9 protein-coding genes are annotated in these 12700 nt (G+C 64.3%); 7 read left to right on the top strand and 2 right to left on the bottom strand.

Features of this window, described 5'->3' with window-relative positions:
* Window positions 1–212: 212 nt before the first annotated feature.
* From modA to AC6I6U_RS17390, 5 genes are all read left to right on the top strand, one after another.
* Window positions 213–980 carry a molybdate ABC transporter substrate-binding protein gene (modA, locus tag AC6I6U_RS17410; RefSeq protein ID WP_497877281.1) on the top strand — a complete coding sequence of 256 codons (768 nt, stop codon included), beginning with the start codon at window positions 213–215 and terminating at the stop codon, window positions 978–980.
* A complete protein-coding gene (gene modB, locus AC6I6U_RS17405) occupies window positions 981–1661 on the top strand; it encodes a molybdate ABC transporter permease subunit (RefSeq protein ID WP_497877280.1) in 681 nt (226 codons plus the stop codon). It begins immediately after the preceding gene.
* 3 nt (window positions 1662–1664) lie between these two features.
* Window positions 1665–2753, top strand: coding sequence for a molybdenum ABC transporter ATP-binding protein (gene modC, locus AC6I6U_RS17400; protein ID WP_497877279.1), 1089 nt, complete (start codon window positions 1665–1667; stop codon window positions 2751–2753).
* Between the two features lie 71 nt (window positions 2754–2824).
* Window positions 2825–3844, top strand: a complete 1020-nt coding sequence (locus tag AC6I6U_RS17395; RefSeq protein WP_497877278.1) for a DNA topoisomerase IB — start codon at window positions 2825–2827, stop codon at window positions 3842–3844.
* Between the two features lie 45 nt (window positions 3845–3889).
* Entirely contained in the window at window positions 3890–6523 is a 2634-nt protein-coding gene (locus AC6I6U_RS17390; protein WP_497877277.1) for an MGH1-like glycoside hydrolase domain-containing protein, read from the top strand.
* Window positions 6524–6533: 10 nt separating this feature from the next.
* On the opposite strand, the gene otnI is transcribed toward AC6I6U_RS17390, so the two are convergent.
* On the bottom strand, window positions 6534–7319 hold the full coding sequence (gene otnI, locus AC6I6U_RS17385; protein ID WP_497877276.1) for a 2-oxo-tetronate isomerase: 786 nt from the start codon (window positions 7317–7319) through the stop codon (window positions 6534–6536).
* Between the two features lie 179 nt (window positions 7320–7498).
* Here otnI and traD point away from each other — a divergent pair, with 179 nt between their 5' ends.
* Window positions 7499–9613: a type IV conjugative transfer system coupling protein TraD gene (traD, locus tag AC6I6U_RS17380; protein WP_497877275.1), complete on the top strand. Its 2115-nt coding sequence runs from the start codon at window positions 7499–7501 to the stop codon at window positions 9611–9613.
* Window position 9614: 1 nt separating this feature from the next.
* Window positions 9615–11093 carry a PucR family transcriptional regulator gene (locus AC6I6U_RS17375; RefSeq protein ID WP_497877274.1) on the top strand — a complete coding sequence of 493 codons (1479 nt, stop codon included), beginning with the start codon at window positions 9615–9617 and terminating at the stop codon, window positions 11091–11093.
* 57 nt (window positions 11094–11150) lie between these two features.
* On the opposite strand, the gene AC6I6U_RS17370 is transcribed toward AC6I6U_RS17375, so the two are convergent.
* Window positions 11151–12662 carry a CoA-acylating methylmalonate-semialdehyde dehydrogenase gene (locus tag AC6I6U_RS17370; RefSeq protein ID WP_497877273.1) on the bottom strand — a complete coding sequence of 504 codons (1512 nt, stop codon included), beginning with the start codon at window positions 12660–12662 and terminating at the stop codon, window positions 11151–11153.
* Window positions 12663–12700: the final 38 nt, after the last annotated feature.

The following is a 12700-nucleotide window of genomic DNA, read 5'->3' as shown; positions in this document are numbered from 1 at the left end:
AACGCCAGGTACCCAGAATGTTTGCCCGGCGCAGTATTGATGTGGGAGCCGGCTTGCTGGCGATCCGCCCAGGGCGGCCATCCAACCTCGCCCCCTACGCTCGCCATGGCCATGAAATCGCTATATATTCCACTACATAGCGATTCATCCTGCCCGGCGCCGCACACTTCTTATAACAAGCGACGCCCGTACCCCTTGAACGGAGCTGCTTCATGATCACTCGTGCCTCACGCTTTGCCCCGACTTGCCTCGCCGCCCTGCTCGGCGTTTTCGCGTTCGCCCAGGCCCAGGCCGCCGAAGTCCAGGTGGCCGTTGCCGCCAACTTCACCGCACCGATCCAGGCGATCGCCAGCGACTTCGAGAAAGACACCGGGCACAAGCTGGTGGCCGCCTTTGGCGCCACTGGCCAGTTCTACACCCAGATCAAGAACGGCGCCCCGTTCGAAGTGTTCCTCGCCGCCGACGACACCACCCCGGCCAAGCTTGAGAAGGAAGGCGACATCGTTGCCGGTTCGCGCTTCACCTACGCCGTGGGCACCCTCGCCCTGTGGTCGGCCAAGGACGGCTACGTCGACGGCAAGGGCCAGGTGCTCAAGGACAACCAGTACCAGCACCTGTCCATCGCCGACCCGAAAGCCGCCCCCTACGGCCTCGCCGCCACCCAGGTACTGGCCAAGCTGGGCCTGACCGACAAGGTCAAGGACAAGCTGGTCACCGGCCAGAACATCACCCAGGCCTACCAGTTCATCTCCACCGGCAACGCCGAGCTGGGCTTCGTCGCCCTGTCGCAGATCTACAAGGACGGCAAGGTCACCAGCGGTTCGGCCTGGATCGTACCATCCGACATGCACGAAGCGATCAAGCAGGACGCGGTGATCCTCAACAAGGGCAAGGACAACGCCGCCGCCAAGGCGCTGGTGGAATACCTGAAGGGCCCGAAAGCCGCGGCCATCATCAAGTCCTACGGCTACGCCCTGTAAATGCCGCTCGACAGCACCGACTTCGCCGCGATCTGGCTGACGCTGAAACTGGCGTCGCTGACCACGGCGATCCTGCTGGTGATCGGTACCCCGATCGCCCTGTGGCTGGCCCGCACCCGTTCCTGGCTGCGCGGGCCGATCGGCGCGGTGGTGGCCCTGCCGCTGGTGCTGCCGCCGACGGTGATCGGTTTCTACCTGCTGCTGGCCTTCGGGCCCCACGGTTTCATCGGGCAGTTCACCCAGGCCATTGGCCTGGGCACCCTCACCTTCAGCTTCACCGGGCTGGTCATCGGCTCGGTGATCTACTCGATGCCCTTTGTAGTGCAACCCCTGCAAAACGCCTTCAGTGCCATAGGCACCCGTCCACTGGAAGTGGCCGCGACCCTGCGCGCCAACCCCTGGGACACTTTCTTCAGCGTGGTCCTGCCCCTGGCACGACCCGGCTTCATCACCGCCGCGATCCTCGGCTTTGCCCACACCGTCGGCGAGTTCGGCGTGGTGTTGATGATCGGCGGCAATATCCCGGACAAGACCCGCGTGGTTTCGGTACAGATCTACGACCACGTCGAGGCCATGGAATACCTCCAGGCCCACTGGCTCGCCGGAGCCATGCTGGTGTTCTCCTTCATCGTGTTGCTGGCACTGTACTCGAGCCGCAAGACCAGGATGGGCTGGAGCTGAGCCATGACCGCCTCGATACAGGCTCGCCTGAAACTGGACTACCCCGATTTTACCCTGGACCTGGACCTGCACCTGCCCGGACGCGGCGTCACCGCTCTGTTCGGCCACTCCGGCTCTGGCAAGACCACCTGCCTGCGCTGCATCGCCGGCCTGGAAAAAGCCCCGCAGGCCTTCATCCAGGTCAACGACGAAATCTGGCAGGACAGTAGCCGCCAACACTTCGTGCCCCCGCACAAACGGGCCATCGGCTACGTGTTCCAGGAAGCCAGCCTGTTCCCGCACCTTTCGGTGCGGGCGAACCTGGAGTTCGGCCTGCGGCGCATTGCCCGCGCCCAGCGCCGGGTGGACATGGCCCATGCCACCGAACTGCTGGGCATCAGCCACCTGCTGGAACGCCATCCGCAAAACCTTTCCGGCGGCGAACGCCAGCGCATCGGCATCGCCCGGGCACTGCTCACCAGCCCGCGGCTGCTGCTGATGGACGAGCCCCTGGCCGCCCTCGACAGCCAGCGCAAGAGCGAGATCCTGCCGTATCTGGAGCGCCTGCATGACGAGCTGGATATCCCGGTGCTCTATGTCAGCCACTCCCAGGATGAAGTCGCGCGCCTGGCCGACCACATTGTGCTGTTTTCCGCCGGCCGGGCACTGGCCAGCGGCCCGATCGGTGACACCCTGGCACGACTCGACCTGCCCATGGCCATGGGCGACGATGCCGGCGTGGTGGTCGAGGGCCGGGTCAGCGGCTACGACCCGGACTACCAGCTTGTCACCCTGCAACTGCCGGGCAGCTCGTCGACCATCCGCGTGGCCCACACCCCGCTGGCCATCGGCAAGCAGCTGCGCTGCAAAGTCCAGGCCCGGGACGTCAGCCTCAGCCTGCAAGCCGGGGAACACAGCAGCATCCTCAACCGGCTGCCGGTCACCGTCACTGGCGAAACCATCGCCGACAACCAGGCCCATGTGCTGATCAAGCTGGATGCCGACGGTACCCCGCTACTGGCGCGGATCACCCGCTATTCGCGCGATCAACTGCAGCTGCAATCCGGCCAGCGTCTCTGGGCGCAGATCAAGGCGGTGGCCGTACTGGCCTGATCAAGAGGCACCTCCGGGCACGGCTGCGGTCAATCAGTCATACCGTCTGATTATCCTTCAAGGACGCCGCCATGCCCGATGCTTCAGCGCCCATCGAACTGCCCGCCGAGCTGCATTACGTCGACGATACCCAGCCGGGCATTCGCCGCCGGAAGTGGCGCGACCGCTTCGCCTACTTCGACACCGACGGCGAACGCATTCGTGACCAGGATGAGATCAAGCGCCTCAATGCCCTCGCCATTCCACCGGCCTACACCGACGTGTGGATCTGCGCCGACCCGCAGGGCCACCTGCAAGCCACCGGCCGCGATGCCAGGGGCCGCAAGCAGTACCGCTACCACCCACGCTGGCGGGAGATCCGCGATCAGGACAAGTACGCGCGGCTGCTGGCATTCGGCAAGGCATTGCCGAAGCTGCGCCAGCAGTTGCAGGCCGTGCTGGCGACCCCGGGATTCAACCGCGACAAGGTCATGGCCACGGTGATCAGCCTGCTCGATGCGACCCTGATCCGCATTGGCAACAGCCGCTACGCCAGGGAAAACCGCTCCTACGGCCTGACCACCCTGCGCAACCGCCATGTCGAGATCAACGGCAGCGCCATCGTCTTCCAGTTCCGCGGCAAGAGCGGCGTGGAACACCGGGTCACGGTCAAGGACCGGCGCCTGGCCACGGTCCTCAAGCGTTGCCTGGAACTGCCCGGCCAGCATTTGTTCCAGTACCTCGACGAAAACGGCGAGCGGCATGTCGTCAGTTCCTCGGACGTCAATGCCTGCCTGCACGAGCTGACCGGCGCCGACTTCACCGCCAAGGACTTCCGAACCTGGGCAGGCAGCGCCATGGCCCTGACCGTGTTGCGCGAATTACAGTGGGAACCGGAGACCGAGGCAAAGAAACAGATCGTCGAAATGATCAAGAGTGTTTCCAGGCAGTTGGGCAACACCCCGGCTGTCTGCCGCAAGTGCTATATCCATCCAGGCGTCCTTGAAGCCTTCGTCCTTGGCGAACTGGCCAAACTGCCCAAGCCGCGGATGCGCAAGGGGCTGCACCTGGAGGAAGTCGGCCTGGCGATGTTCCTGCAACGCCAGGCATGAGGCGGCTGCGGTGCACCGCAGAAACCCTTCGCAACGGAGTGACCGATGACGGCAAAACCTGCGACAAGCGCTTTCGATACCGTTGAAGGCCTGCGTCTCAAGGGCGAGAACGCCAGCGCATGGCGTGAATGGGGCCCCTACCTCAGCGAGCGGCAATGGGGCACGGTGCGCGAGGACTACAGCGCCGACGGCGACGCCTGGGCCTACTTCCCCCACGACCACGCCCGCAGCCGGGCCTACCGCTGGGGTGAGGACGGCCTGGCCGGGTTTTCCGACAAGTCCCAGCACTGGTGCCTGGGCCTGGCGCTATGGAACGAGCGCGACCCTATCCTCAAGGAGCGCCTGTTCGGCCTGACCAACGCCGAAGGCAACCACGGCGAGGACGTCAAGGAACTCTACTTCTACCTCGATGGCGTCCCCAGCCATGCCTACATGCGCATGCTCTACAAGTACCCGCAGGCCGCCTTCCCCTATGACGACCTGGTCGCGGAGAATGCTCGCCGCGGCCTGGGTGATGCCGAATACGAGATCCTCGACACCGGTGTTTTCGAGGACAATCGCTACTTCGATGTCACGATCGAATATGCCAAGCAGGCCGCGAACGACATCGTCATGCGGGTCAGCGTGCACAACCGTTTCCACCAGCCCGCCCGCCTGCGGGTACTGCCGCAACTCTGGGCGCGCAACGACTGGAGCTGGAGCGAGCATGCCCGGCGACCGAGCCTGAACCGGCAGGGCGAGCGGGTCGAGGCCCGGCACGCCGGCTGCGACCTGATGCAGGCCACTGCCTGGGGCGACGCCCCCTTCGAATGGCTGTTCTGCGAAAATGAAACCAACAGCCGCCGCCTCTACGGCTCGCAGGCCGAAGGCCCGTTCAAGGACGGCATCAACGACCATGTGGTCAATGGCGCCGCCACGATCCGTCGCGACAGCGGCACACGGCTGGCAGCGCACTTCTGCCTGGAATTGCAAGGCGGGGAAACCCGCACCGTCCATCTGCGCTTCGCGCCACCCGAAGCGCCCCCGGTCAATGCCCGTCGCCTGTTCGAAACCCGCCGCCAGGAGGCCGACGACTTCCATGCCGCCCTGCAGGACGGGCTCACCGACGCCGATGCCCGCCTCGTCCAGCGCCAGGCCCTGGCCGGCCTGTTGTGGTCCAAGCAACTCTATTACTTCGACGTGAACCAGTGGCTCGACGGCGACCCGACCCGGCCAAGGCCACCCGCCGAGCGTCTGGCACGACGCAACAGCCATTGGCGCCACCTGTCGAACTTCGACATCGTGTCCATGCCGGACAAATGGGAATACCCCTGGTACGCCTCCTGGGACCTGGGCTTGCAGGCCGTGGCCTTCGCCCTGATCGATCCCGACTTTGCCAAGCAGCAGTTGCTGCTCCTGGTCAAGGATCGCTTCATACACCCCAACGGCCAGCTGCCCGCCTACGAATGGCGCTTCGACGATGCCAACCCGCCCGTGCACGCCTGGGCCTGCTGGCAGGTCTATCAACGGGAGAAGCAACTGACCGGCAGCGGCGACCAGGACTTTCTCGAACGGGTCTTCCACAAGCTGCTGCTGAACTTCTCCTGGTGGGTCAACCGCAAGGACGCCGAAGGCCGCAACCTGTTCCAGGGCGGCTTCCTGGGGCTGGACAATATCGCCCTGTTCAACCGCTCCGACGACCTGCCGCCCGGCTATACCCTCGACCAGGCCGACGGCACCGCCTGGGTGGCGGCCTACGCCCTGGACATGATGCGCATCGCCCTGGAGCTGGCCAAGCGCAATGCGGTGTACGTCGACATCGCCGTGAAGTTCTTCGAGCACTTCCTGTACATCGCCGGGGCGATCAACCGGCTCGACGACAGCGCCGAGGGGCTCTGGGATGCCCAGGACGAGTTCTTCTATGACGTGCTGCAGCATCCGGATGGCCGTAGCGAGCCGGTACGCCTGCGTTCCATCGTCGGCTTGATGCCGTTGTTCGCCGTGCTGGTGCTGGAAGAACGCGAACACCAGGACTTGCCCGGCCTGCGCAACCGACTGTTGGGCTTCATGCACCACCGCCCGGACCTGGCGGCGCTGGTGTCACGCTGGAACGAACCCGGGGACGGCAACCGCCTATTGCTGGCGCTGCTGCGTGGCGAACGGACCAAGAACCTGCTCAAGCGCATGCTCGATGAAGCCGAGTTCCTCGGCGCTTTCGGCATCCGCTCGATGTCCCGGGTGTTCGCCGAGCAACCGCTGGCCATGCAACTCGAAGGCAAGAGCCTGAGCGCCCGCTATCAGCCGGCAGAATCCGATTCGCGGCTGTATGGCGGCAACTCCAACTGGCGTGGGCCGCTGTGGATGCCGATCAATTACCTGCTGATCGAATCGTTGCGTGAGTTCCACCGCTACTATGACGACCACTTTTCGGTGGAATACCCCAACGGCTCCGGTTACCTGGCATCACTTGAAGAAGTGGCCGACGGACTGGGCCAGCGACTGACCTCGCTGTTCCTGCTCGACGAAGACGGCCGTCGCCCGGCCATGGCAGCCTACCCGCAGTTGCAGGCCGACCCTGCGAGCCGCGACCTGGTGCTGTTTCATGAGTACTTCCACGGCGATAACGGCCGCGGCCTTGGCGCATCCCACCAGACCGGCTGGAGTGCGCTGGTGGCGTTGCTGCTGCAGCCGCGCCGCTGATCGCCCTGGATCAGCCCCGGGCCTTCCAGTCCCGCAGCCACTGCAGGCCGACCGAGGTGTTGCCGCGCGGACGGTACTCGCAGCCGATCCAGCCCTGGTAGCCCAACTGGTCGATCAGCGCGAACAGCCAGGGGTAGTTCACTTCACCCTGGTCCGGCTCATGGCGATCCGGTACGCCAGCGATCTGGATGTGGCCGATATGGGCCAGGTCTCGCCGCAGGGTGGTCGCCAGGTCACCCTCGACGATCTGGCAGTGGTAACAGTCGAACTGCACCTGAAGGTTGGCCGCCCCGACTGTTTCGCGGATGGCATGGGCCTGGTCCTGGCGATTGAGGAAGAAGCCGGGCATGTCCCGTGTGTTGATCGGTTCCAGCAACACGGTGATACCGCTCTTGGCAGCCTCTGCGGTCGCATGGACGAGGTTTTCCAGATACGTCGCCTGGTGGCGTTCACGGCTGGCCTCGTCAGGCAGCAGCCCAGCCATCACATGGATATGCCGATTGCCCAGTACGCCGGCATATTCCATGGCCTTGGCAAAACCTTCGCGAAACTCCTGCTCGCGGCCGGGCAAGGAAATGATGCCGCGCTCCCCCGCCACCCAGTCGCCAGGTGGCGCGTTGAACAACACCTGAGTCAAGCCATGGTCATCCAGGCGCTGCTTCAGCAACTGCGCCGGGTAGTCATAGGGGAACAGGTACTCCACCGCCTCGAAACCATCATCGGCGGCGGCCTTGAAACGATCGAGGAAGTCGCGTTCCGGGTAGAGCATGCTCAGGTTGGCGGCAAAACGGGGCATGGGAGTTCTCGAGGTCCATTGGAGAAAGGCTTAGCAATACACAAGCCTGGTGGATCGGGCAATGCCTGGTGACAGACCGCAACGCGCAAACCTGCAGTGCCCAGGCCAGTTTTCCTGCTGCACCGCCCTTGCAACTCTGCAACCGTGCACCTTCAAGACCAGCACGGACATCCAGGACCATGACCCAACAACATACGGTCGAAGTACTGCTGCGCCCGGCCGTGGAGCTATACACCGTCGCGGTGTGCCTCATCGGCGCCGGCCTGTGCCTGTTCGCCCCCTGGGTACTCGGACTGACGCCGTTGTTCGGCGCAGTGGCGGCGCTTCTCTATCTGCTGCTTGGCGGAATACGCCTGCGCCAGGCCCTGGTGGTGCTGCGCTTTCGCCGCAATATTCGCCGCCTGCCACGCTATGTGATCACCAGCAGATGCATCCCGGTCAGCCAGCAGCGGTTGTTCGTCGGTGCCGGTTTCAAATGGGAGCAACGGCACACCCAGCGCCTGATGCAGACCTACCGACCGGAGTTCCGCCGCTATGTCGAGCCGACGTTCCTGTTCCAGCAGGCCCGCCAGTTGGAGCGACGCCTGGAGCAGGCGCGCTTTCCCTTGAACCTGGTGCCACGCCTCACCGCCTGGGACAGCCCGTTCAATCCGGCAAGGCCGCTGCCGCCGGTAGGCGGCTCGCCCCGCCTGCATGGGGTGGAGCCCAATGAAGTCGAAGTATCACTGCCCCTTGGCGAGCGAATCGGCCATAGCCTGGTACTGGGCACCACCCGTGTCGGCAAGACCCGCCTGGCCGAGCTGTTCATCACCCAGGACATTCGCCGGGCCAGGCAACTCGATGGGCGCACGGAGTTCGAACCGGTCATCGTCTTCGACCCCAAGGGCGATGCCGACCTGCTCAAGCGCATGTACGTGGAGGCCCGCCGCGCCGGGCGCGAGAAGGAATTCCACGTGTTTCACCTCGGTTGGCCGGATGTCTCCGCCCGCTACAACGCCGTCGGCCGCTTTGGACGCATCTCCGAAGTGGCCAGCCGAATCTCCGGGCAGCTCTGCGGCGAAGGCAGCAGCGCCGCGTTCCGCGAGTTCGCCTGGCGTTTCGTCAACATCATCGCCCGGGCCCTGGTGGAACTGGGCTACCGTCCGGACTACCTGAAGATCCAGCAACACGTGATCAATATCGATGCCCTGTTCATCGACTACAGCCATCATTACTTCGCCCGTCATGACCCGGATGCCTGGGAGCTGATTGCCAGTCTCGAAGGCAAGCTCAACGACAAGACCACGCCGCACAACATGCGTGGCCGCCAGCCACGAGTCACGGCGATCGACCAGTACCTCGCGCGCACCCGCATCGCCGATCCGGTGATGGACGGCCTGCGTTCCGCCGTGCGCTATGACAAGACCTACTTCGACAAGATCGTCGCTTCGCTGCTGCCGCTGCTGGAAAAGCTCACCACCGGGCGCATGGCCGAACTGATCTCGCCGGACTACGGCGCCCTCGAGGACCCGCGGCCGATCTTCGACTGGATGCAGGTGATCCGCAAACGGGCGGTGGTGTATGTCGGGCTCGATGCGCTGTCCGATCCCGAGGTCGCTGCGGCGGTGGGCAACTCGATGTTCGCCGACCTGGTCTCGGTGGCCGGCCATATCTACAAGTTCGGCGTCGACGACGGCCTGCCCGACGCCAACCGCGAGCAGAAGATCCCGATCAACCTGCATGCCGACGAATTCAACGAACTGATGGGCGAGGAGTTCATCCCGATGATCAACAAGGGCGGCGGCGCCGGCATCCAGGTCACCGCCTACACCCAGACCATCAGCGATATCGAGGCACGAATCGGCAATCGTGCCAAGGCCGGCCAGGTAATCGGAAATTTCAATAACCTGTTCATGCTGCGGGTGCGCGAGACCGCCACCGCCGAACTGCTGACCCGGCAGTTGCCGAAGGTCGACGTGTACTCGACCACCCTGGTCAGCGGTGCCACCGACAGCTCGGATGTATCGGGCAGCACCGACTTCACCAGCAACACCCAGGACCGGGTCAGCTCCACCTGCGTGCCGCTGATCGAGCCGGCCCACGTGGTGAGCCTGCCCAAGGGCCAGGCCTTCGCACTGATCGAAGGAGCCAACCTGTGGAAGGTCCGCATGCCCTTGCCTGCGCCCGATCCGGACGAATGCATGCCCAGGGACCTGCAGGCCCTCGCCGCGAACATGCGCAGGCGTTACCTCGATGGTGGCGGCGACTGGTGGCAAGGCACCTCGGCCATGGTCCGGCAGGATTTTACCCGGTAGCATGGCAGCCCAAGAACAGCCGGACGGTAACCCCATGCTCACGGTGCAGGACCTGATCGATATCGACTCGCTGAAACTGCAGGCCGTGGCCGGCCTCGCCGGCACCGGCAGGCTGATCACCTGGGCGCATGCCGTCGACCTGCCGGACCCATGGCGCTGGGTATCCCCAGGCGACCTGGTGATGACCACCGGCCTGGGCATGCCCTCTGCGCCCGACGAGCAGGTCACCTGGCTGGAGCAACTGGTGCAGAGCAACGTCAGCGCACTGGTATTCGCGCCCCGCCAGGACGCGCCAAAGCTGTCGCGCAAACTGCTGAAAGCCGCGGATCGCCTGCTGTTTCCGATCCTGCAGGGCAGTTTCGAACTCGAGTTCGTCAAGCTCTCCCACTACGTGATCGAAAGCGTGCTGCAAGCGCAGCGCGAACGTTTCAATGCCAGCGAACGATTGTTCCAGACCTACGCCGAAGCGCTGCGCAAGGAGTCCGGCATGGCCGGCCGCCTGGCGATCCTGGCCAACACCCTGGACCTTGACCTGGCCATCGAGGACGCGGTCAGTGGCGTCAATATCGTCGAAACGAAAAGCACCGCGCCAACACCCGCCGGTTGGGTCGAACGGATACCGATCGCCGGACGAGCCCGCGCCAACCTGGTGTTGGCCCGCCAAGGCAAGAGAACCGCGGACGACCCGATCCTGGTGCGTTCACTGGTCGGCCTGCTCGGCGTCGAACTCGAACGCCTGATGATCCACCGCGACCTGCAACGTGAAGAAGGTTCGGCCTTGCTGCGCAGTCTGCTGGACAGCGAGACCGAATTCGCCCTGGCGCGTCCCCTGCTCGAACGACGTGGCCTGACCGGTACCCTGGTGAGCCTGGCGATCCTGCCGGGGACCACGGGGCCCTGGCACGCGGACGAACTCCACCAGGCCCCTGCCCTGCACCATTCAAGCCCTATCCTGCTGGGCGAAAAGGGCCTGTTGCTGGCCATCAGCCGTGATGACAGCGACACTTTCCGTGCCTTGCTCGACACCCTCGGCGCAGACAGCATCATCGGTATCAGCGGGCCCATCGCGGCTGCTACCGGCTTTCGCGAAAGCGTCAGGCAGGCCCGCCTGGCCCTGACCCAGGCGCGGGAAATCGACGCGCAGCTGCTGCGCTATGGCGAAGCCGAAACCGGGCTGATCATGGCCCCCAAGTCACTGGCCGAAGCCCGGGCCCTGGTCGGACGCTACCTCGGGCCGTTGATCGAGCACGACCGCACCCAGGGCGCCGCCCTGCTGCCAACGCTGATGAGCTTCCTGGAGAACGACGGAAACTGGAAAGCCGCCGCCTTCGACCTGGGGATTCATCGCCAGACGCTGGTCTACCGGCTCAAGCTGGTGGAACAACTGACCGGTATCAAACCCACCACCACCCAGGGCATCGCCCGCTTCTGGATCGCGATCCAGGCCGGCAGGAACACCGAGCTGTTCGACAAGCCCTGAATGCAAACGGCCCCGCTGCGTGGGCGGGGCCGTCTACATTTCAGCTAGCCGGTCACCTCAGTGGCTGGTCGGCATCGCGAACTCCGCGCCCTTGGCGATGGCCTGCGGCCAACGCTGCATGATGCTCTTCTGTTTGGTGTAGAAGCGCACGCCCTCTTCACCGTAGGCATGCATGTCGCCGAACAGGCTCTTCTTCCAGCCACCGAAGCCATGCCAGGCCATCGGTACCGGAATCGGCACGTTGATGCCGACCATGCCGACCTGGATTCGCCGACCGAACTCGCGGGCGACGTGACCATCACGGGTGTAGAGGCTCACGCCGTTGCCGAACTCGTGGTCGTTGATCAGCTGTACCGCTTCGGCGAAGTCCTTGACCCGCAGGCAAGCCAGTACCGGGCCGAAGATCTCTTCCTTGTAGATACGCATGTCGGGGGTGACGTTATCGAACAGCGTGCCCCCCATCCAGAACCCATCGCCGCAACCTTCGCCGGCAGTCTGGCCGTTGAACTGGCGGCCATCGACCAGCAACTTCGCGCCTTCCTTGACGCCCAGGTCGATGTAGCCGGTGATACGTTCATGGGCCGCACGTGTCACGATCGGGCCCATCTCGGCTTCAAGATTGTTGCCGTTGAGGACTTTCAGTTCACGGGTGCGCTCGATCAGTTTCGGCATCACCTTTTCGGCCGTCTCGTCACCGACGAACACCGCCACGCTGATCGCCATGCAACGCTCGCCAGCCGAACCATAGGCCGCACCGATCAGCGCATCGACCACCTGGTCGATATCGGCATCCGGCATCACCACCAGGTGGTTCTTGGCGCCGCCCAGGGCCTGTACGCGCTTGCCGTGACGGGCGCCGGTTTCGTAGATGTAATTGGCGATCGGCGTCGAACCGACGAAGGAAACTGCTTGCACATCCGGGTGCTCGATCAGTGCGTTGACTGCATCCTTGTCGCCCTGCACGACGTTGAACACGCCATCAGGCAAGCCCGCTTGCTTGAGCAGATCGGCGATGAACAGGCTCGGGCTCGGGTCGATCGGGCTCGGCTTGAGTACGAAGGTGTTGCCGGTGGCCAGGGCCACGGGAAACATCCACATCGGTACCATCACCGGGAAGTTGAACGGGGTGATGCCAGTGACCACGCCCAGCGGCTGGCGCAGGGTCCAGTTGTCGATGTTGGTGCTGACCTGGTCAGTGAAGTCGGTCTTGAGCAGTTGCGGTGCACCGCAGGCGAACTCGACGATCTCGATGCCGCGCATGACTTCACCCTGGGCATCGGTAAACACCTTGCCGTGTTCGGCGGTGATCAGCCGGGCCAGGTCGTCGCGATGATCGTTGAGCAACGCCAGGAACTTGTTGAGGACCCGCGAGCGGCGCAGTGGCGACAGGTTGCTCCAGGCCGGAAATGCAGCCTTGGCCGAGGCCACCGCCGCATCGACGTCCTTCGCCGTGGACAGTTGCACCTGCCCGGTCACAACACCGGTGGCTGGATTGTAGACCGGCAGTTGCTGGCCGCTGGAAGTCTCGGCAACAGCGCCGGAGATCCAGTTCATGATGGTTTGGGTCATTGTTTTTCTCGCATCGAAAAGTAACGGTGGCATGCACT

It is taken from the genome of Pseudomonas sp. UTLPPB19802 (assembly GCF_059730225.1).
The sequence above is the reverse complement of the archived record's forward strand: the minus strand, read 5'-3'. Positions and strand labels throughout refer to the sequence as shown.

Bases quoted from the DNA above. Each gene is read 5' to 3' on its own strand.
- AC6I6U_RS17390 (WP_497877277.1), top strand. From the start codon at position 3,890: ATGACGGCAAAACCTGCGACAAGCGCTTTCGATACCGTTGAAGGCCTG.
- AC6I6U_RS17395 (WP_497877278.1), top strand. From the start codon at position 2,825: ATGCCCGATGCTTCAGCGCCCATCGAACTGCCCGCCGAGCTGCATTAC.
- AC6I6U_RS17370 (WP_497877273.1), bottom strand. From the start codon at position 12,662: ATGACCCAAACCATCATGAACTGGATCTCCGGCGCTGTTGCCGAGACT.
- otnI (WP_497877276.1), bottom strand. From the start codon at position 7,319: ATGCCCCGTTTTGCCGCCAACCTGAGCATGCTCTACCCGGAACGCGAC.
- modC (WP_497877279.1), top strand. From the start codon at position 1,665: ATGACCGCCTCGATACAGGCTCGCCTGAAACTGGACTACCCCGATTTT.
- modB (WP_497877280.1), top strand. From the start codon at position 981: ATGCCGCTCGACAGCACCGACTTCGCCGCGATCTGGCTGACGCTGAAA.
- modA (WP_497877281.1), top strand. From the start codon at position 213: ATGATCACTCGTGCCTCACGCTTTGCCCCGACTTGCCTCGCCGCCCTG.
- traD (WP_497877275.1), top strand. From the start codon at position 7,499: ATGACCCAACAACATACGGTCGAAGTACTGCTGCGCCCGGCCGTGGAG.
- AC6I6U_RS17375 (WP_497877274.1), top strand. From the start codon at position 9,615: ATGGCAGCCCAAGAACAGCCGGACGGTAACCCCATGCTCACGGTGCAG.